The 20439-nt window shown below is 66.8% G+C and carries 18 protein-coding genes; 13 read left to right on the forward strand and 5 right to left on the reverse strand.

The window, feature by feature from the left end; genetic code table 11:
• Nucleotides 1-101: 101 nt before the first annotated feature.
• The 9 genes from SOM10_RS09125 (at nucleotide 102) to SOM10_RS09165 (ending at nucleotide 11619) form a co-directional block, all read left to right on the forward strand.
• Entirely contained in the window at nucleotides 102-1484 is a 1383-nt protein-coding gene (locus SOM10_RS09125; protein ID WP_056276254.1) for an extracellular solute-binding protein, read from the forward strand.
• Complete coding sequence (locus SOM10_RS09130; protein ID WP_201778482.1) at nucleotides 1484-2422, forward strand: carbohydrate ABC transporter permease; 939 nt, start codon at nucleotides 1484-1486, stop codon at nucleotides 2420-2422. The genes SOM10_RS09125 and SOM10_RS09130 overlap by 1 nt, the downstream gene beginning before the upstream one ends.
• 8 nt (nucleotides 2423-2430) lie before the next feature.
• The gene (locus SOM10_RS09135; RefSeq protein WP_056276257.1) at nucleotides 2431-3264 is read left to right on the forward strand and encodes a carbohydrate ABC transporter permease; all 834 of its coding nucleotides are present in this window, start codon (nucleotides 2431-2433) and stop codon (nucleotides 3262-3264) included.
• Nucleotides 3265-3300: 36 nt separating this feature from the next.
• Nucleotides 3301-4809 carry a glycoside hydrolase family 32 protein gene (locus SOM10_RS09140; protein ID WP_320489570.1) on the forward strand — a complete coding sequence of 503 codons (1509 nt, stop codon included), beginning with the start codon at nucleotides 3301-3303 and terminating at the stop codon, nucleotides 4807-4809.
• Nucleotides 4803-5741, forward strand: a complete 939-nt coding sequence (locus SOM10_RS09145) for a carbohydrate kinase (protein ID WP_320489571.1) — start codon at nucleotides 4803-4805, stop codon at nucleotides 5739-5741. Before SOM10_RS09140 ends, SOM10_RS09145 begins: the two co-directional genes overlap by 7 nt.
• Before the next feature lie 164 nt (nucleotides 5742-5905).
• A complete protein-coding gene (locus SOM10_RS09150; protein ID WP_056277661.1) occupies nucleotides 5906-6118 on the forward strand; it encodes a heavy-metal-associated domain-containing protein in 213 nt (70 codons plus the stop codon).
• Nucleotides 6115-7077 (forward strand): heavy-metal-associated domain-containing protein, encoded by a 963-nt coding sequence (locus SOM10_RS09155; protein ID WP_320489572.1) that lies wholly within the window; start codon nucleotides 6115-6117, stop codon nucleotides 7075-7077. Before SOM10_RS09150 ends, SOM10_RS09155 begins: the two co-directional genes overlap by 4 nt.
• A 69-nt stretch (nucleotides 7078-7146) precedes the next feature.
• Complete coding sequence (locus tag SOM10_RS09160; protein ID WP_320489573.1) at nucleotides 7147-9408, forward strand: heavy metal translocating P-type ATPase; 2262 nt, start codon at nucleotides 7147-7149, stop codon at nucleotides 9406-9408.
• 66 nt (nucleotides 9409-9474) lie between these two features.
• The gene (locus SOM10_RS09165) at nucleotides 9475-11619 is read left to right on the forward strand and encodes a heavy metal translocating P-type ATPase (protein ID WP_320489574.1); all 2145 of its coding nucleotides are present in this window, start codon (nucleotides 9475-9477) and stop codon (nucleotides 11617-11619) included.
• Nucleotides 11620-11757: 138 nt separating this feature from the next.
• Here the strand turns inward: SOM10_RS09165 and SOM10_RS09170 are convergent, their stop codons facing one another.
• The 4 genes from SOM10_RS09170 to SOM10_RS09185 all read right to left on the reverse strand — a co-directional run bounded on the left by SOM10_RS09170 (nucleotide 11758) and on the right by SOM10_RS09185 (nucleotide 15385).
• Nucleotides 11758-12804, reverse strand: a complete 1047-nt coding sequence (locus tag SOM10_RS09170) for an NAD(P)-dependent alcohol dehydrogenase (RefSeq protein ID WP_053098488.1) — start codon at nucleotides 12802-12804, stop codon at nucleotides 11758-11760.
• Between the two features lie 307 nt (nucleotides 12805-13111).
• Entirely contained in the window at nucleotides 13112-13915 is an 804-nt protein-coding gene (locus SOM10_RS09175) for a hypothetical protein (protein WP_136025663.1), read from the reverse strand.
• A gap of 73 nt (nucleotides 13916-13988) precedes the next feature.
• On the reverse strand, nucleotides 13989-14708 hold the full coding sequence (locus SOM10_RS09180; RefSeq protein WP_081859934.1) for an RES domain-containing protein: 720 nt from the start codon (nucleotides 14706-14708) through the stop codon (nucleotides 13989-13991).
• A complete protein-coding gene (locus SOM10_RS09185) occupies nucleotides 14624-15385 on the reverse strand; it encodes a hypothetical protein (RefSeq protein WP_051662429.1) in 762 nt (253 codons plus the stop codon). The genes SOM10_RS09180 and SOM10_RS09185 overlap by 85 nt, the downstream gene beginning before the upstream one ends.
• 315 nt (nucleotides 15386-15700) lie before the next feature.
• Here SOM10_RS09185 and SOM10_RS09190 point away from each other — a divergent pair, with 315 nt between their 5' ends.
• Nucleotides 15701-17737 carry a hypothetical protein gene (locus tag SOM10_RS09190; protein WP_320489575.1) on the forward strand — a complete coding sequence of 679 codons (2037 nt, stop codon included), beginning with the start codon at nucleotides 15701-15703 and terminating at the stop codon, nucleotides 17735-17737.
• On the opposite strand, the gene SOM10_RS09195 is transcribed toward SOM10_RS09190, so the two are convergent.
• Nucleotides 17645-17980: a low molecular weight phosphatase family protein gene (locus tag SOM10_RS09195; RefSeq protein ID WP_320489782.1), complete on the reverse strand. Its 336-nt coding sequence runs from the start codon at nucleotides 17978-17980 to the stop codon at nucleotides 17645-17647. The genes SOM10_RS09190 and SOM10_RS09195 overlap by 93 nt on opposite strands.
• A gap of 66 nt (nucleotides 17981-18046) precedes the next feature.
• On the opposite strand from SOM10_RS09195, the gene trxB reads away from it, so the two are divergent.
• The 3 genes from trxB to arsB are packed head-to-tail and all read left to right on the forward strand — an operon-like array spanning nucleotide 18047 to nucleotide 20438.
• Nucleotides 18047-19024 (forward strand): thioredoxin-disulfide reductase, encoded by a 978-nt coding sequence (gene trxB / locus SOM10_RS09200; protein ID WP_029264076.1) that lies wholly within the window; start codon nucleotides 18047-18049, stop codon nucleotides 19022-19024.
• Nucleotides 19021-19347 carry a thioredoxin gene (trxA, locus tag SOM10_RS09205; RefSeq protein WP_029264077.1) on the forward strand — a complete coding sequence of 109 codons (327 nt, stop codon included), beginning with the start codon at nucleotides 19021-19023 and terminating at the stop codon, nucleotides 19345-19347. The genes trxB and trxA overlap by 4 nt, the downstream gene beginning before the upstream one ends.
• Nucleotides 19344-20438, forward strand: a complete 1095-nt coding sequence (gene arsB, locus SOM10_RS09210; RefSeq protein ID WP_320489576.1) for an ACR3 family arsenite efflux transporter — start codon at nucleotides 19344-19346, stop codon at nucleotides 20436-20438. The genes trxA and arsB overlap by 4 nt, the downstream gene beginning before the upstream one ends.
• Nucleotide 20439: the final 1 nt, after the last annotated feature.

A 20439-nucleotide genomic window follows, 5' to 3' on the forward strand; every position in this document is an offset into this window, starting at 1 on the left:
ACGATTCGACGATGCTACTCTCGGCGATGCTGAATCAATTTAGCATCGCAGTCCGGGACTCTCGATCCGTGCCGCGAAGTCATCACACAGGAGAGAACATCGTGGTTGATCTCACTCGCAGGGCTCTGTTCGGCGCGATCGGACTGGGCATCGTCGGCACCGTCGTCTCGTGGCCGAGGCTCACCGGATCGGACATCCCCGGGCGCGGCAAGGACACTCTGACGGTCGCCCTCTTCGGCACCGCGCAGGATGCGCTGGCTCGTCAGTCGCTGATCGACGGCTTCCAGCGCAAGCACCCCGGCGTCGAGGTGCGCATCGTCGCCATCCAGGGTCAGGACTGGAGCGAGTACTTCGCGAAGATCCTCACGATGATCGCCGCGGGCACGCCACCCGATGTCGTCACCGTCGCGACCGAGGGGGCGCAGCTCTTCGCCTCGCGCCTCGCGCACCCGCTCGACGACTTCGTGCGTCGTGACGCGTCCGAGATGCAGGAGTACTTCGATGACGTGAACCCCACCCTCATCGAGGCGTTCATGTATCAGGGCAGCCTCTTCCAGATGCCCGACAACTTCAACGCCGCCAACGTGTTTTACAGCACGACGGCCATGGAGCGCGCGGGGCTGGAGCGTCCCGCGGACAACTGGACGCTGGAGGACTTCCTCGGCACCGCCCGCGCGATGAAGAAGAGCGCCTCGGGGCAGTTCCTGCCGTACTTCTGGAACAACCGGCTGTGGGGCGGAGTGGTGCCCTGGCTGTATGTGAACAACACCAGCTTCCTGCATGAGGAGAAGGCGACCGGCGGCGACTGGCTCTGGGACCGCTTCTATCCGGATCAGCCGGCCCGCAGCGGAGGCTACGTGTGGAAGCAGGCCGACGCGCTCAACGAGCATGCGGTCGAGAGCTTCTCGGTGCTCGAGCGCATGGTCTCGGAAGGGCTCGCGGCGAACCCGGCGCAGGGCGGCGGCAACGAGCTGGTCTCCCTGTTCTCCACCGGCTCCGTCGGGATGACCCCGGCCGGCGGCTTCTGGGTGCGCGGCCTCGAGGAGGCCGGCGTCGCGAACGACGCCTACGACGTCACCTACTTCCCGAGGATGGCGGGGCAGCGGCACCAGTTCGGCGCCGGCGGCTACGCGATCATGGAGACCTCGCCGCGCAAGGACGAGGCGTGGGAGTGGCTCAAGTACTGTGTCTCGGTCGAGGGCATGACGATCGCGCACTCGAAACCCGACTCGTCGCTCCCCCGTCGCTCACTCAACGCCAAGCTCTACGGCGCGGGAGTCGGGCCGGCGCACTGGGACGTCTTCTACGACACGCTCGACAAGTTCCCCGACACGGGTCCGATGCCGGCACCGCCCCAGCAGGCGGCCGTCGAATCCGCCCTGCTGAAGAACGTGGTGTCGACCATCACGAACGGTCCGTCCGGCGTCCGCCGAGGACTCGAGACCATGCAGCGAGATCTCGAGCTCGCATTGGGGGGCAACTGATGTCCGAGAGCAGCACCCGCACCGTCACGGTGCCCACGAAGCTGCGTCGGGAGACCGGCACGGTCGCTCGATCGGGGCGCGTCTTCACCTGGGTCTTCCTCGCGCCCACGCTGATCGGGCTCGGCCTGTTCAACTTCGTGCCGATCATCGGATCGTTCGTCCTGGCGTTCTTCCGCTGGGACATCATCTCCGACCCGGTGTTCGTCGGGTTCGACAACTTCGTCGACCTCGCGGCGAACCCGACCGTGAGCGTCTCGTTCCTGAACACCATCGGCTTCGTCGTCGTCGCCGTCATCCTGCAGCTGTCGGTGGCTCTGGTGCTGGCGGTGCTGGTCCAGTCCAGGATGCCGAACTGGCTGCGCACGTTCTTCCGGTCGGCGCTGTTCTTCCCGCTGATCCTGTCGGCGGCATCCGTCTCGCTGATCATGGCGTACCTGTTCAATCAGGAGTTCGGGCTCGTCAATCAGACGCTCAACCTGATCGGCATCGCGGACGTCGGCTGGTTGACGACCGGCCTCGGTGCCAAGGTCGTGGTGCTGCTGGTCTACGTGTGGCAGAACTTCGGGTTCACGTTCCTGCTCTTCATCGGAGGTCTCGCGGCGATCCCGAGTGAGGTCTACGAGGCGTCCTCCCTCGACGGCGCGGCCGGGTGGACCCAGTTCCGCATGATCACGCTGCCCTTGGTGAGCCCGACCCTGCTCGTCGCATCCGTGATGGCGATCATCAACGCGCTGCAGATCTTCGACCAGCCGTGGGTGCTGACCCGAGGCGGTCCCGGCGACGAGACCCGCACCGCCGTGATGGTGATCTACGAGTCCGCGTTCCGACAGCTCGACTTCGGCGGCGCATCGGCCATCGGCATCGTGCTGACCCTTCTCATCATGCTCGTCACGGCCATCCAGTTCCGGCTGAGCCGCCGATTCGTCTTCTACGGGTGAGGCCCATCATGACCACGACAGTGTCTTCGAAGCGTTCCTGGCTCTACACCCTCGGCACCGGCGGAAAGTTCGCCCTTCTCGGGCTCGCCGCCCTGCTGACCATCGGTCCGGTCGTCTGGACCCTGATCACGGCGCTCTCGCCGACCGACCCCGTGACCCAGGAGGTCAGCGTCGGGTTCGATGCGTTCGCCGACGTGTTCGCCAAGATCCCGATCTGGCTCTATGCATGGAACAGCGCGCTGGTGGTGGTGCTGGTCGCCGCCGGTCAGATGCTCTCGGCCGCGATGGCCGGGTATGTGTTCGCGAAGTTCGAGTTCCGCAGCAAGAAGCTGCTGTTCGCCCTGATCCTCGCGACGATGATGGTGCCGTTGCAGGTGACGATCGTCCCCGTGTTCATGCTCGTGAGGGGCATGGGCCTCGCCGACACGCTGCTCGCGCTCATCGTCCCCGCGCTCCCGACGGCATTCGGCACATTCCTGATGCGGCAGTACTTCATGGGCATCCCGACCGAGCTGGGAGAGGCCGCCCAGCTCGACGGAGCGGGCCCCTGGCGCACGTTCTTCGGCGTCTACCTGCCGCTCGCGACCCCGGGTCTCGCGATCGTCGGCATCCTCGCCTTCAACTACCACTGGAATGAGTTCTTCCGTCCGCTGATCATGACGATCAGCGAGCAGAACTTCACGTTGCCGCTCGGTCTGGTCACGCTGCAGGGCAACCTCGGCACGGGCAGCGTGTCGACGGTGCTCGCCGGAGTGATCCTCTCGATGATCCCCGCACTCCTGGTGTTCTTCTTCGGGCAGAAGCCGCTGCGCGAGGGACTCACCGCCGGCGTCGGCAAGTGACGCACGCCCCCATCACAGAGAAAGACGACTACCCCGGTGACCCCCACTGACTCTCCTCCGGTCCGCACCACGAACCCGCGCACGCACTTCGCGCCGCGGAACAACTGGATGAACGATCCGAACGGACTCGTCTTCCACGACGGCATCCACCACCTGTACTTCCAGTGCAACCCGCACGGGATCTCGCACTCGAACGTGAGCTGGGGGCATGCGACGAGCACGGATCTCGCACGGTGGACCGAGCACGAGCCGGCCATCCTCTCGGACGACGCGGCGCAGATCTACTCCGGCTCCGTCGTGGTCGACCACGGCAACACCTCGGGATTCGGCACCGCCGAGGAGCCGGCCCTGGTCGCCCTCTACACGGCGGCCGCTGCAGGGCATCAGGCCCAGGCTCTCGCGTACAGCACCGACGGCGGATACGTCTGGACGAAGTACGAGGGCAACCCGGTGCTCGACCGCGGCACCAGCGACTTCCGCGACCCCAAGGTGTTCCGCTACGACGACGCCGACGGCGGGTACTGGGTCATGGTCGCGGTCGAAGCCCACGACCGGCAGGTGCTGTTCCACCGGTCCGACGATCTCACGACCTGGACGTATCTCTCGTCGTACGGCCCCGCGGGACCCGTCGGCGGGGTCTGGGAGTGCCCCGACATGTTCCGGCTCGCCGTCGACGGCGATGAGACCGACTCGCGGTGGGTGCTGCTCATCAGCCTCAACCCCGGGGGCATCGCGGGGGGATCGGGAACCCACTACGTCGTGGGGGAGTTCGACGGCACGACGTTCCGCGCGAGCGCACCGCATCCGACTCCCTCGCGGCGGCTGATGGTCGACCGCAGTCAATCACGAGACGAGCTCGAGGCGTACGGCTGGATCGACTTCGGCCCGGACTGCTACGCCGGTGTCACCTTCGACGGCCTCGCCGAGAGCGAGCGGACGCTGATCGCCTGGATGGACAACTGGGAGTACGCCGGCCGCATCCTCCAGGACGACTCGTCCGAGTACCGCACCGCGATGACTCTCCCTCGACGGCTCTCGCTCACCCGCGACCGCAGTGGCGTGGTGCGTCTGCGCCAGGCGCCGGCGGTCGACGCCGCGCCCGTCGAGTTCACCGAGCTCGGCGCGATGACGGGCCCGACCACGGTGTCCGAGCAGCTGCCGGACGCCGCGCGGATCAGGGTCTCGGCGGCGTTCGGAGACGCGCGAGGAGTCGAACTGCGCCTCGAGGGCGCGGATGCGGGTGGGGTCGTGATCCGTCAGGACCGCGCGAGCGGGCGCATCGACGTCGTCCGCCCCGAGCTGATCCCTCCCGCCGGGGTCGGCGGGTCGATGTCGATGCCCGCCACTCGCCCGGACGAGATCGACTGGGAGATCTGGATCGATCGGCTGAACGACAGGGTGTCGTCTCTCGAGCTCTTCGCGGAGGACGGCGTTCGGGTGCTCACGGCGCTGATCCCTGCAGCTGCGCATCGCTCATGCGTGCTGGAGGCCTCGGGGGGAGCGCTCCTCGACGCCCGTGTCGCCGTCGCTGAGCTGCCGTGCTGACGACTGCACGGTGCCTCGTCGTGGGGGAGGCGCTCGTCGACGTCGTCGGCGGTGTGCCCCACCCCGGCGGATCGCCGATGAACGTGGCGGTGGGGCTCTCTCGTCTCGGACTCGCGACGAGACTGCTCACGCGGATCGGTGACGACCCGCACGGACGGATGCTGGGCGAGCACCTCGCCCGGGAGGGGGTCGCCGTCGTGCCGACGAGCATGAGAGCAGGGGAGCGCACGTCCCGCGCCGTCGCCGTGATCGGGGCCGACGGGGCTGCGGCCTACGACTTCGACATCGAGTGGGATGTGTCAGCGGAGGTCGCGATCGCAGAGGCCGCCGGCGTCGACGTGGTGCATGTCGGCTCGCTCGGCGCGGTGCTCGACCCCGGGGCGGATGCCGTCCGCGCGATGATCGACGCGGTGCCCGACGGCATTCTGCGCACCTACGATCCCAACATCCGGGGCGAGCTTCTCGGGCCGCGCGCGGCCGCGACCGAGCGTGTCGAGGCGATCATGGCGGCGTCGCACATCGTGAAGCTCAGCGATGAGGATGCCGAGTGGCTGTATCCCGGATGCCCGATCGATGACGTGCTCGCGCGGGTGATCGCGCTGGGTGCGCGGCTCGCCGTCGTCACCCGCGGAGGCGACGGGTGCGTCTCGCTCATCGAGGGAGGAGCGGGGCCGGTCGAGAGAGAGGCGCCGCCGGTCCAGGTGGTCGACACGATCGGTGCGGGCGATTCCTTCATGTCGGGCCTCATCCACGGCGTGGTGTTCGGCGGGCTGGCGCCGGCGCTCGCCGCCGACGCGTTCCATCCCGACGCCCGCGATCTGACGCAGTTCGAACGCGTGACCGAGGCCGCGCTCGCCGGCGCGGCCGTCACCGTGTCCCGGCGCGGCGCGAACCCGCCGCGCCTGAGTGAGCTGGCGATCTCCTCGCGCTGACGCGCCCGCACTCCCACGCACCGCACGCACCGCACGCACCGCACGCACCGCACGGCCGGTTCGTGCGGTGCGATTTTCGTGCTCCCATCGTGGAATACCCGGAGAGGGTATACGCTTGTGTCTAATACCCCCCTGGGGTACTAGAACGAAGACAAGGAGACATGATGACGAAGAACGAGTTCCAGGTGACGGGCATGACGTGCGGCCACTGCGAGATGTCGGTCCGCGAAGAGGTCTCCGAAGTTCCCGGCGTCGAAGACGTCCAGGTGAGCGCTCAGAACGGCACGCTCGTCGTCACCGGATCCGCCCCGATCGACGAGACGCGGATCCTCGCAGCCGTCGCCGAGGCGGGCTATTCGGCGGTGCGGACGTCATGAACTCCGGCGCACGGCTCGGCCTCTTCGGGGCCGGCCTGGTGGTGGCGTTCGGCGCGGCCTTCGGCCTCGCCGGCGTCATCGTCCCCGCGAGTGCCGTGAGTGACTGGACGAAAGGTGCGGAGATGGACGAACACGACACTCACGATGCGAGTGCCGCCGGTTCCAGCGAGGGCGAGAGTGCTCCGGCGGACGACCTGAAGGGGCTCTCCCTCGGGCTCGACGGCTACACGATGTCGCCGGTCGAGGCCCCGACATCAACGGGAGAACCCGGTGAGCTGGCGTTCCGGATCGACGACGCAGACGGCATCCCGGTGACGGCGTATGCCACCGCGCACGAGAAGCAGCTCCACCTGATCATCGTGCGCTCCGACGGAAGCCAGTACCGCCACGTGCATCCGGTGCTCGATGAGTCGACCGGCACCTGGTCGCTGCCGTGGGAGTGGACGGATGCCGGCGCATACCGCGTCTTCGCGGACTTCACGCCGGCAGGCGCCGATGCGCCGTCGCTCACTCTCTCGCGCACCGTCGAGGTGGGGGGCGAGTTCGCACCCGTCGAGCCGCAGCCGACACAGGTCGCCGAGGTCGCCGGCTATACGGTCTCGGTCGACGGGGCTCTCGAGGCCGGGGCGGTGAGCGAGCTGACGTTCACCGTGACCCGCGACGGCCAGCCGGTCACCGCTCTGCAGCCGTATCTCGGGGCCTTCGGGCATCTCGTGGCACTCCGGGACGGAGACCTCGCCTACCTGCACGTGCACGCCGCGGGCGCTGAACCCGAACCGGGCGAGACGTCGGGGCCGGGGATCGCGTTCGCCGCCGAGGCTCCGACTGCCGGGCGCTACCTGCTGTACCTGGACTTCCAGGTCGACGGCGCCGTGCACACCGCCGCGTTCGTGCTCGATGCCGCCCCGGCTGACGGCGCGCCCGAATCCGACGGCGACTCGCACGACGACGCGCACTGACCGTCGCTCATCGCCCCCACCGCGGCTGCCCGCTGCGACCCACAACGACATCGCACAGAAGGAACGAACATGAGCACGTCAGCACCCCCGACCACGGGGACAGGTCTCGAGCTGGAGATCGGCGGGATGACCTGCGCGTCCTGCGCGATGCGGATCGAGAAGAAGCTGAACAGGCTCGAGGGCGTCGTGGCGACCGTCAACTACGCGACCGAGAAGGCGAAGGTCACCGTTCCCGAGGGGTACGACCCGGCCGCCCTGATCGCCGAGGTCGAGAAGACCGGCTACTCGGCGTCGCTGCCTGCCCCGAAGGGGGCGGTGCGTGACGCCGGAGATCTCGACGCCGAGGACCCGGAGCTTCGCTCGCTGCGCACTCGCCTGATCGGTGCGGTCGTGCTGACCGTGCCGGTGATCGCCATGGCGATGATCCCCGCGCTGCAGTTCACGTACTGGCAGTGGGCGTCGCTCGCACTGGCCGCTCCCGTGATCCTCTGGGCGGCCTGGCCGTTCCACCGGGCGGCCTGGATGAACCTCCGCCACGGCACCGCGACGATGGACACGCTCATCTCCCTCGGCACATCGGCCGCCTTCCTCTGGTCGTTGTACGCGCTGTTCTTCGGCTCGGCCGGTACGCCGGGCATGACCCACCCCTTCGAGTTCGCGCTCGCTCCGTCCGATGGAGCGGCGAACATCTACCTCGAGGTGGGTGCCGGTGTCACGATGTTCATCCTCGCCGGGCGCTATTTCGAGAAGCGGTCGAAGAAGCAGGCCGGCGCGGCGCTGCGTGCGCTGCTCGAGCTCGGCGCGAAGGACGTCGCCGTGCTGCGCGGTGGGGTCGAGACCAAGATCCCGGTCGAGGACCTGCAGGTGGGAGACGAATTCGTCGTGCGGCCCGGTGAGAAGATCGCGACCGACGGCATCGTGGTGTCGGGCACGTCGGCCGTCGATGCGTCGATGCTCACGGGCGAGGCCGTGCCGGTCGAGGTCGCCGAGGGCGACGCCGTCACGGGCGCCACGGCGAACGTCGGTGGGCGGCTCGTGGTTCGCGCCACCCGGATCGGTTCCGACACGCAATTGGCGCAGATGGCCCAGCTCGTCGAGGACGCCCAGACGGGGAAGGCGGAGGTGCAGCGCCTCGCCGACCGCATCTCGGGTGTCTTCGTGCCGATCGTGATCGTGATCGCCGTCGTCACGCTGGGCGGCTGGCTCGGCGCCGGGTTCCCCATGACGGCGGCGTTCACCGCGGCGGTCGCGGTGCTCGTGATCGCGTGCCCCTGCGCGCTCGGCCTCGCGACGCCCACCGCGCTGCTCGTCGGCACGGGCCGCGGTGCGCAGATGGGAGTGCTCATCAAGGGGCCGGAGGTCCTGGAGTCCACTCGCACGGTCGACACCGTGGTGCTCGACAAGACGGGAACCGTCACCACCGGCAGGATGACGCTCGTCGACGTGTTCGTCGAGCCGGGCACCGACCGTTCGGATCTCCTGCGGCTGGTCGGTGCGCTGGAGGATGCCTCCGAGCACCCGATCGCGCAGGCGATCGCCAAGGGCGCGACCCAGGAGATCGGCGCCCTGCCCGCACCAGAGGACTTCGCGAACATCGAGGGCAAGGGCGTGCAGGGCGTCGTCGACGGCCACACCGTCATCGTCGGCCGGGATTCGCTCCTCGCCGAGTGGGCGCAGGCGCTGAGCCCCGAGCTCGCCGCCACGAAGGCCCGCGCCGAGGGCGAGGGCAAGACGGTCGTCGCGGTCGGCTGGGACGGCCTGGCTCGCGGCATCCTGGTCGTCGCCGACACCGTGAAGCCGAGCAGTGCCGAGGCGATCGCCCGGTTCAGGGCGATCGGGCTGACGCCCATCCTGCTCACCGGGGACAACGAGGCCGTCGCCCGGCGGATCGCCGCGGAGGTCGGCATCGACGAGGTCATCGCCGAAGTCCTCCCGGCAGACAAGGTCGCGGTCATCACCCGCCTGCAGGGTGAGGGGAAGACGGTCGCGATGATCGGCGACGGCGTCAACGACGCACCCGCCCTCGCCCAGGCCGACCTCGGCCTGGCCATGGGCACCGGAGCGGATGTCGCGATCGAGGCGTCCGACATCACCCTGGTGCGGGGTGATCTGCGCAGCGCGGTCGACGCGATCCGGCTCTCGCGGGCGACGCTCTCGACCATCAAGACCAACCTGTTCTGGGCCTTCGCCTACAACGTGGCGGCCATCCCGGTCGCGGCGCTGGGAATGCTCAACCCGATGCTGGCCGGTGCGGCGATGGCGCTGTCGAGCGTCTTCGTCGTGGGCAACAGCCTGCGTCTGCGCGGGTTCCGCAGCATCGCCACGCGGTGACCCCTAGGCTCTCGGCGACCGCCGAGACACACTGAGAACGACACCCGATACGGGAGGACGGGACCCATGACTGCACACGACGCGCACGGAACCCCCGGGGGAGGCCACCAGGTCTCGCACGACGATCACGCTCGGGACGCGGACGCGGCTCACAGCGAGCACGCGGACCACGGCGGACGTGGCGGCCACGGCGAGCACGCGGACCACGGCGCGCACGGTGACCACGGCGCGCACGGTGACCACGTCGGTCAGTTCCGTCGCCTGTTCTGGGTCAATCTCCTGCTCGCCGTGCCGGTGGTGGCGTTCTCGCCGATGTTCGCGATGATCTTCGGCTACGACGTCGCCGGAGGTGCCCGGTTCATCTCGCCCGTGCTCGGCACCGTCATGTATCTCTGGGGCGGATGGCCGTTCCTCACCGGGGCGATCAGCGAGCTGAAGGCCCGCAAGCCCGGGATGATGCTGCTGATCGCCCTCGCGATCACGGTCGCGTTCTTCGCCTCATGGGGCGCGACGCTCGGCATCCTCCATCACGAGCTCGAGTTCTGGTGGGAGCTCGCACTGCTCATCGTCATCATGCTGCTGGGCCACTGGATCGAGATGAGGTCCCTCGCGCAGACGACGTCGGCGCTCGACTCCCTCGCGGCGCTGTTGCCCGACGAGGCCGAACGGGTCGAGGGAGACGAGATCGTCACGGTCGCACCCGCCGATCTCGTCGTCGGCGACGTGGTCGTCATCCGTCCCGGGGCGAGCGTTCCGGCGGATGGGCGCATCATCGACGGCACAGCCGCCATGGACGAGTCCATGGTGACGGGCGAGTCCCGCCCGGTCACCCGTGCGACCGGTGACACGGTGACCGCGGGCACGGTCGCGACCGACTCGGGTCTGCGGGTCGAGATCACCGCCACCGGGGATGACACCGCGCTCGCCGGCATCCAGCGGCTGGTGATCGATGCACAGAACTCCTCGTCGCGGGCGCAGCGCATCGCCGACCGCGCAGCCGCCCTGCTGTTCTGGTTCGCGCTGCTGTCGGCCGCGCTGACCGCGCTGGTGTGGACCCTCGTCGGGGATCCGGATGCCGCGGTCGTGCGCAGCATCACCGTGCTCGTCATCGCCTGCCCGCACGCGCTCGGCCTCGCGATCCCGCTGGTCGTGTCGATCGCGACCGAGCGCGCAGCCCGGGGCGGGGTGCTCGTCAAGGATCGCCTCGCGCTCGAGAGCATGCGCACCGTCGACGCCGTGCTGTTCGACAAGACGGGCACGTTGACGAAGGGCGCGCCGACCGTGACCGCCGTCGAGCCGACCGGTGACATCGACGCCGATCGTCTGCTGGCGCTCGCCGCCTCGGCTGAGGCCGACAGTGAGCATCCGCTCGCTCGCGCGATCGTGCGCGCGGCGGAGGAGAGAGGGCTGACGCTCTCGAAGGCCTCCGGGTTCACGTCGTCGCCTGCCGTGGGCGTGACCGCCACGGTCGACGGCAGAGAGGTGCGCGTGGGCGGGCCGAAGCTCCTCGACGAGGTGGGCGGCCGAGAGATCTCCGCCGCAGACGGGTGGCGAGACGAGGGTGCCATCATCCTGCACGTGACCGTCGAGGGACAGGTGGCCGGCGGGCTGAAGCTCGCCGACGAGGTGCGACCGGAATCTCAGCAGGCGGTCGACGCGCTCCACCGCCTCGGCGTCGAGGTCGTCATGATCACCGGCGACGCCCAGGCGGTCGCCGAGTCCGTCGCGGCGCAGCTCGGCATCGACCGGGTGTTCGCGGGGGTGCGTCCCGAAGACAAGTCAGCCAAGGTGAAGGAGCTGCAGGCAGAGGGCAAGAAGGTCGCGATGGTCGGCGACGGCGTCAACGACGCCCCCGCCCTCGCTCAGGCCGACGTCGGCATCGCGATCGGGGCCGGGACCGATGTCGCCATCGCCTCGGCCGGGGTGATCCTCGCGAGCTCCGACCCGCGCTCGGTGATCTCGGTCATCGAGCTCTCCCGCGCCGCATACCGCAAGATGCGGCAGAACCTGTGGTGGGCGGCCGGATACAACCTGCTGTCGGTGCCGCTCGCCGCCGGCATCCTGGCACCCGTGGGATTTGTCCTGCCGATGTCGGTCGGAGCGGTGCTGATGTCGCTCTCGACGATCGTCGTCGCGCTCAACGCGCAGCTGCTCCGGCGCATCGACCTGTCGCCCGAGGCGAGTGTGCGGGGTGTGCTCGAGCGGGCCTGACGCGGGATCGCCTCGGTGATCCCGCGAACACCGAGATCTCACCGGCGCTTCAGCGCGGTGACGGTGCTCGATCGGCGGTGCAGACAGCAGCGGCCGCCCCGCCTGTGAGACGGAGCGGCCGCTGTGCGAAAGCGCCGTCTACGGGACGATGACTGCGCGGCCGCGGATGCTGTTCGAGGCGAGATCCTCGTACGCCTTCGGGCCGTCGTCGAGCGAGTACGTCTCGGTCTGCACGTGGATCTTTCCCGCGCGCGCGAGATCGAGCACCTCGATCAGTTCCGAGCGCGATCCCCAGTAGGGGATTCGCACGGCGGCGTCGTAGGCGATCGCGCCGAAGCCGAGCGACATGGTTCCGCCGCCGATGCCGACGATCGTCACGTCGGAATCGAGTGCGGCGACGCTCTGCGCCAGCGCCATCGTCGGGTTCGCGCCCACGAAGTCGAACACGGCGTTGGCGCCCAGACCGCCGGTGATCTCGCGGATCTTGTCGGCGGCGGATGCATCGCTGATCAGGACGTGGTCTGCGCCCACTTCGGTGGCGAGCTCGAGCTTCGTGTCGTTCACGTCGAGGGCGATGACGGTGGCGCCCGAGATCGCCTTCAGGATCTGGATGCCGACATGGCCGAGCCCGCCGGTGCCGATGACGACGGCGAAGGTGCCGGCGCCGAGCTTGGGGAGTGAGCGCTTGATCGCGTGGTACGGGGTGAGGCCGGCGTCGGTCAGCGAGACGTTCTGCACGGGGTCGAGGTCGCCGAGCGGCACGAGGTGGCGGGCATCATCGACGATCATGTACTCGGCCATTGAACCCTGGCTGCCGAGGCCGGGAGGGCGGATGCCCTCAGCCGCGGCGTTGGTGCAGTAGTTCTCCATGCCCTGTGAGCAGTTGTGGCAGCGGCCACAGCCCCACGGACCGTAGACCGCCACGGCGTCGCCGACCTTCAGCGTCGAGTCGACGCCCTCTCCGATCTCATGCACGATGCCTGCGCCCTCATGGCCGAGCGTCAGCGGCAGCGGATAGCTCTGCTCGAGGTAGTCCTTCTCAGGAAGGCCCATGACGTAGTCGTCGGAATGGCAGACGCCGCCCGCAGTGATCTTGAGCAGAACCTGACCGGGGCCGGGCTGAGGAATCGGGATGTCGACGACGACAGGGGGCTTGCCGATCTCGACGTAACGGAGAGCTTTCATGTGCTTCTTCTTCCTGGCGCCCGAGCGGTCTGCCGCGCGGTGCGGAGGCGTGGGCGCTCGAGGCCGTCTCTTCCAGTATCCGCCCGAGGCGTGAGTGGTGGCTGTTGCGGCAGAACTGTCAGAATCGCGATGAAATCGGACTAAGTCCGATGTAAAGCGCGAAGCCCACTCCCTCACCGAACCGCCTCACGAAGGGGCTGATTCGATCATACGGATGGGGTCGGACATCTCGCCTCAGGGAGCTCTGAATCCCCATGGCGCGCATCTCGGCGACCCAGCGCTCCCCGATCGGCCGAGCAGGACAGCTCTAGCGTCGAACTTCGTAACCCTGTTCGTTAAGGAGGTTGATTGCGATCTCGAGCAGCGTCCCAATGAACTCGATGAGGTCTGCGATCAACTCCTCGTCTGGTTCGTACAGAGTCCCGCCCATCTGAGGTGTAGATGGGGGCGTCTCGATCGCGTGGCGCAGAGTGGTGATGAACTGCCCGTGCGCGTGGGCCGAAGTTATCGCCCAATAGTTGAAGGTCCGCAACGTGGGGCCTGGAACGCGACTCGCAATCTTCCTTGTGATCGAGGAGGGATCGATCAATGGCGCACTGAGAACGTCCTCTGGATCGGACCCGAGGTTGGTCGCGGTGGTCCTAAGGAAACGCCCCAGCGCGGCTATTCCTTGTTCCGTTCTGTCATCTGGTGTTTGAGCTTTGCGCAGAGCGTTCGTCAGCTTCAGCCCGTGCCTGTACTCGATGCGGACGATCTCGAGCGCCCTGCGGACTCGAGTAGAGGAATCGGTGCCGTCCAGGATCCAGATGAGCTCCACGAGCCCCTCCAACACAGGACGGAACAAGGTGTAGTCAGCCTGCATATGAAGGAGCAACACGTTCTCCTCGGGGCTAGCCGCAAGCTCCGCCCAGGCGGATACGTGGTCCGCAGCGGTGAGGACGAGCCCGGAGACTATGGCATGAGGGATGACGATGTTTCCTGCGAGGGCTTGATCTTCCTCCGCCATTGACCCCTTTCGAACCGTGGGCACTCCACTCTTGATCGCCGCCGCGAAGTCCCGGAATCCTTCGACAGCACCGCCGAGAGTCTGCAATGTGGAACGCTTTGGCATAGCACTGAGCGTACGGGTGGATCGAGCGTCATCTGATAATCCGAGAATCGCGGACTGCCGTCCTGGGGCGGTTCTACTTCTTAACGCGGTAGCCGAGCCTTTTCACGGCTTTCGCGAGGTACACGTTCGCACTGGATGAGTCCAGTCGGGTGTGCACCAACGGCAGCGGCGGGAACGAGCCCTCGGCGGACGAGAACAGCGTCACCATCGGGCCGAAGTCGATCGATGACACATGGTAGAGCCCGTCGATGCTCGACCCAAGCTGGTCATGGATCGCATTCGCCCAGTTCCGCGTGTATCGCTTAGGCCCCATCTGGATCGAAGAGGTCGTCCCGTTGATCACGGGCCAGTTGCTGGTGAGATCCAGTAGCCGAAGCTCACGCGTCGGCCGCCAAGCCGCGAGGGTGTTTCCACGAACGCGCCGATTGATTAGTCGGCCCTTCTGAAACACCTCGCCGAGAGCTGTTGTAGATCCGGCAGCTGCGTACATCACGCCATAATCGGCATGGTGCTGATGCGGCTCGGGATGCGGGTCAAAGCGCATGGTTCTGATCGGCCCGAAGTGCCGTAGCTCATCCCACGCCTGTGGGTGAGCACCTCTTGTAGCGAAGACCCGCCAGAGGATCCCATCGAATGATCTCAGGTGCTCACTCGCGTCGAGTGTGAGCGGCGCCGGGGGTGTTGCGGGGACTTTCGCGTTCGACGGGCTCACGTGATGTCGGCGTCTTCGAGGATGTCCACTACGGGTGCAGGATCCTTCGCGGCAGCCAGCCACTCGATCGGCGTCATCCATTCCTGGGGGTCGACAGACTCATCGCTCGACCGCAAGTCGTCTTGAGGTGTTGTCATGAAGCCTTCGACGTCGGCCGGATCCCAGTCGGACGGGATCGCTCGGACGAGCAGCGGGAGGTGGGGGATCGTCGAGACCCTATCGCCGGGAATGAACTGCCATCGAGGGTAGAGGCGGATCCTTCCGGCCCGGAAGCCGTACAAGGTGTTCTTGCTCTGGCGGTGACGCACACTGGAGGCATCGATGCCGAGGAGCGCTGCGACCTCGGATGCGGTGTAGGTGTTGGTTAGGGCGCGCACGTGAGTCTCGCGCTCGAGCTTGGCGAGCCCACCGCTGGTGACGAATGCGGCTGCCTCGGCGAGCTCCTCCGGAGTGAAATCGCCGGACTCGATCAGGAAGTTGGCTTCCTGCTCTGTGAGGCCCAGCTCGGTCGATTGACGGTCGGCCATGGCATCGGCGAGCTCGTCGATGAGTGCGTTGAACACGGATACGTCGACGTTTGACGTCTTCGCCACCTGCGCAAGGCGCTCGACACCGGCTTGTACGTCGGTCTTTGCGGGGGCCTTGGTCGCCACGACGAGCTTCGGGTTTCCGTTGAGGAATCGACCTGTCACTGTGCCGCGGTTCACAGTCGCCTCGCGAGCGGAGGCGGCACGAGTGCGACTTTTCTTCACGGCCATCTTGCCTCCTCGTGTCGTCATCTGGTTAGCACGTACACGCAATATCTTACGCGCGCTTTTGCGTGTATGCACCCCCGCGAGGTGACGAGGTGAGAGCGGTCAAGAGCTCCCTGGCCCGGGAGCAGCGGCGTTGAAGGAGACCTGTCGTCCGCGCGTTCGAGGCGGCACCCCAACTCTTCGCCACCTTCCTCCCCGGCGCAACGCTTTCAACGCTCAGTAATCAGTGCGGATGTCGTTGGCTTACGCTTGAATGCTTGCGTGGGAAAGAGCAAGAAAACTCGGAGAAGCAAGCGGTCTCGATCTCAACTGCGGGCGGTGAGCGCCGCGCGACGGGAGCCCGACGCACTCGAACTGGCCTTTTCAGCGTACGATCCGGACGAGCTCTGGACGCTGATTTTCGCCGCCGCCACGTCCCCCGGCAACAGGCATCGGTCGGTGACATTGGGGAGCAGCTTCGCGGCTGCGCTACGAGCCTCCGCCGCTCCGGCGCCAGACGAATACCAGCCGCTGCCTGCGATCCAAGCACTGTCCGATCTAGCGGCTACCACCTATGGGATCGGCCCGGCGCGTGAAGATTTCATCCCCACCGACCCGACCCAAACTGTCTTCCTCGCGGTCGGCTCTGAGCCGCTGCGCGCGGTGCCCGGCCTCACCGAACGGCCGGTCGCCGACCTCACGCGTGCGCTCAGAATGGCGGAAGCGGTAGACGGTCGGCTTCACAGACGATTTCAATTCGGCATCGCAAACGTGGTGAACGTGGCGATGAAGTACGGCGACTTCTGCGCCCGCCACCTTGCAGACGCATGGGTACCAGCCCCGGATCTCGCGCTCAACGACGAGGTCTCCCTACCGGACGCGGAGTACGAAGCGACGCGGGCCTTCCTCAACCTGAACCCGCTCGACCACATCGAACTCGGTGAAGCTGATGAAAGGGCGTTGGAATGGATGACGAACTCCGCAAGTCGGGCCACGTTCGACGCGGAGAGTCTCTCCAGCCCGTTCGGGAGGTACCTTCGCTTTGCTCACTCGGCGGGTGCACACCGATGGGTGCCGCCACTTTTCATCCCAGAGATCATGGCCCATGCCGTACGAGAACTGGTGTCTGCGCTCGACCGGGACGGGCAAGCACGACGGGCCCTCCGGAGTTCTTGCCTGAACCAGATCCGCCGGTCCCTATGGCGCTTCTCCAACAGCTTGATCGAAGCTCCTCCCCGCAGTGAAGGCGTCGAGTCCCCGCTTCGCGGGATTGACGTTCAGTGGCTGGTGCCGGTGAACCCATCCACATTCATCGCCGTCTCAGTCATCTACGTCCCCGACCTGGGAGCCGCGCCGCCGCCATACATCGGCTCAGTGGAGCTGGCGAAACAGGTGAGGTCGCAATCAGGCCCTGTGCCGGTGCGGATGGCGGGCGGGCGACAAGGAACCATCAAGCCGGGCGCGGAGGTCATCCCGCTGACGGTGTTCGCTGCACCCGGCCACATCGCTGTGCCCCAGGCGGTCGGCGAAGCAAAGCTCGCGCTCGAAGACCTGACCTGGATCGCGGAAACGGCTACGTCCGACGATGATCTCTACGCATTCGCGCGGGATCTGAGCGCTCCCGATTTCCCTGAGAGTTTCGGGTGGGAGGCGATCAACTACTGGGAGCCATGGACAGCGAATGGCAAGTCGTTTTTCAAGGGTGGCGTGGTACCCAATGCCGTCTACTTTGAAGCGCACGCGGGCGAGGCCGAGTGGGATCGAGCGGTAGAGCTATCCGATCTCGAAGTGGCGCTCCTCAGGGTTGGGCTTCCCCCGATTCGAGACCTCCGAGCGGCAGAAGTCGCTCCGGGGCCCGTCGCAAACGTCGCGATGATTGCAGGTGACCCCACGTACGACGCCACCCGCGGTGTCAACATCGCGCCGAGTGTTGACGGGTGGTCCCTCGCTCTCACCGAATCTCCCGTTGCCGTGGCACGAGCGAGCCTGGAGGAAGCATCTGCCGACCGCCGACGGTTCTTCTTCGACTTCTGCGGCGGGCTAATCTACGGCTTCGCTGCGCTTGGTGATCGATGGCGTTTCGCGCACCAGGAGATCGATGTGCCCGGATACGTCCTTTACCTCCACGCATCGGAAACGGTCTCGGGTGAACCGTCCGGCGTGGTCACGCCGTATCTCGACCCGCACGCGCGTGCCGTCGATGAACCAGTCAACTTTTTGTGGCGCATCGATGTCGAGGGATTCGCAGATTCGGCGAATGGAGATCCGCACGCGGCGAATCTCCTAACAGCGGATGCAGTGGCCCGGTTTCATCAAGACCACGACATCGGCCGCGTTGAGATCATCCACTGTCACGGCCCGGGGCGTGGCCGCTGACGTGTCGATTCCGAGCTCGTGCAGCGTTGACGCGACGGCTGGGTTGATCGTTGCGGCTGGGGTGATTCCCGCACTCGTCGCGACAAGTCGCTCATCGCCGATGTGTGTCAGAAGATGGGCGCCGAGTTGGGAGCGCCCCGCATTGTGCTTGCATATGAACAGAACTGTCTTGGGCTGGGTTATCTGGGGTCCTCTGGCTTCCTGACTGTCTCGATTGCTCCACCTGCACGATCTGTGCGCCAGGTGAAGAGAAGGTGAACTCCGTCACCAACAGTTGCACTCGGTATCGATGAATGTCAATATAGACACATGTCGATTCAAGAGGTTGAGCTGGTCATCATCGGGTCCGGGCCTGCGGGCTACACCGCCGCGGTCTATGCCGCGCGTGCAGGCCTTGCCCCCGTGGTCCTCGCCGGTTCCTTGACCGCGGGCGGCGCGCTGATGACCACGACCGAGGTCGAGAACTTCCCCGGTTTCGTCGACGGCGTGCAGGGACCCGAACTGATGGAGTCGATGCGCGCTCAGGCCGAGCGCTTCGGTGCCCGCATCCTCCTCGACGACGCCATCCGGGTCGACCTCGACGGGCCTATCAAGACGGTCGAGACCGGCGCTGGAGAGACCTTCCTCGCCCGCGCCGTCATCCTCACCATGGGCTCCGCCTATCGCAAGCTCGGGTTGCCGGATGAGGATCGACTCACCGGTCACGGCGTCTCCTGGTGCGCCACCTGTGACGGCTTCTTCTTCCGTGAGCAGGAGATCGTCGTCGTCGGCGGCGGAGACTCCGCGATGGAGGAGGCACTGTTCCTCACCCGCTTCGCGTCGAAGGTCACCGTCCTGCACCGCCGTGACGAGTTCCGGGCCTCGAAGATCATGGCGCAGCGTGTGCTCGACCATCCGAAGATCGAGGTCGCATGGAACAGCGAGGTCGCCGGCCTCGTCGGCGCCGAGAAGGTCGAAGCCGTCACGCTACGCGACACCGTCACAGGCGCCGAGCGGACGATCTCGGCCACCGGAGTCTTCGTCGCCATCGGCCACGACCCGCGCTCCGAGATCGTCACCGGCCTCGTAGACACGGATGCCGACGGCTACGTGCTCGTCGAGCACCCCTCCACCCGCACGAACCTCGCGGGCGTCTTCGCCGCCGGCGACCTGGTCGACCACACGTACCGTCAGGCGATCACCGCTGCAGGCACCGGGTGCGCCGCAGCACAAGACGCCCAGCACTACCTCGCGGCGCGGGACGAGACCGTATCAGTACCCACCGAGACCGAGGAGGTCTTCGCATGAGCGCGCCCATCACTGTGACCGATGCCACTTTCCAGGCCGAGGTCATCGACTCCGAGATCCCCGTCGTCGTCGACATCTGGGCCACCTGGTGCGGGCCGTGCAAGCAGGTCGCACCCCTCTTGGATCAGCTCGCCGCCGAGTATGACGGCCGTGTGAAGATCGTCAAGCTCGACGCCGACCAGAACCCTGAGACGGTAGCCGCAGTCGGTGTCACGTCCATTCCCACACTCGGGTTCTACACGGGAGGCACGCGGGTCGACACACTCATCGGCGCCCACCCGAAGCCCATCATCGCCACGAAGATGGAGGCTCTCCTCGCATGAGCACCGCCACCGCACCCACTACCGTCCCGACCACAACGCGTCGTCTGTCGACCCTCGACCGCTGGTTGCCGCTCTGGATCGGTCTCGCCATGGTCGGCGGCATCGTCATCGGTCGCTTCATCCCCGGAGTCTCCGGTCTCCTAGCCGACCTCGAGGTCGGTGGAATCTCGATTCCCATCGCCCTCGGCCTACTGGTGATGATGTACCCGGTTCTCGCCAAGGTCCGCTACGACAAGGTCGCCGCGGTCACCGGAGACAAGAAGCTGCTCATCTCCTCCCTGGTGCTCAACTGGCTCGTCGGACCGGCGCTCATGTTCGTTCTCGCCTGGGCTCTCCTCCCGGACCTACCTGAGTACCGCACCGGGCTCATCATCGTCGGCCTCGCCCGCTGCATCGCCATGGTCGTCATCTGGAATGACCTCGCGTGCGGTGACCGGGAAGCCGCGGCAGTGCTCGTCGCCACCAACTCGGTGTTCCAGGTCATCGCCTTCTCGCTGCTCGGCTGGTTCTACTTGACGGTTCTCCCCGGCTGGCTCGGGCTCGACTCCCAAGGCCTCGAGATCTCGGTCTGGCAGATCGCGCTGAACGTGCTGATCTTCCTCGGCATACCCCTCGTCGCCGGATTCGCCTCCCGCTTCATCGGGGAGCGGACGAAGGGACGCGACTGGTACGAAGACCGCTTCCTCCCGAAGATCGGCCCCTGGGCCCTCTACGGTCTCCTCTTCACCATCGTGCTGCTGTTCGCGCTCCAGGGCGAACAGGTCACCAGCCGCCCCTGGGACGTCGCTCGGATCGCACTCCCGTTGCTGGCGTACTTCGGGATCATGTGGTTTATCGGCCTCTTCACCGGCAAGGCGCTGGGGCTCGGATACGCACGCTCGTCGACGCTGGCATTCACCGCAGCGGGCAACAACTTCGAGCTCGCCATCGCCGTCGCCATCGGCACCTTCGGCGCGACCTCCGGCCAGGCCCTTGCCGGGGTCGTCGGCCCGCTCATCGAAGTTCCTGTTCTCGTCGGACTCGTCTATGTCTCTCTCTGGGCAGCCCGACGCTGGTTCCACACCGATCCATTCACCGCTGAAAGGATGTAGA

Source organism: Microbacterium sp. CFBP9023, from assembly GCF_034045055.1.
In the GTDB taxonomy this organism is placed as follows: domain Bacteria; phylum Actinomycetota; class Actinomycetes; order Actinomycetales; family Microbacteriaceae; genus Microbacterium.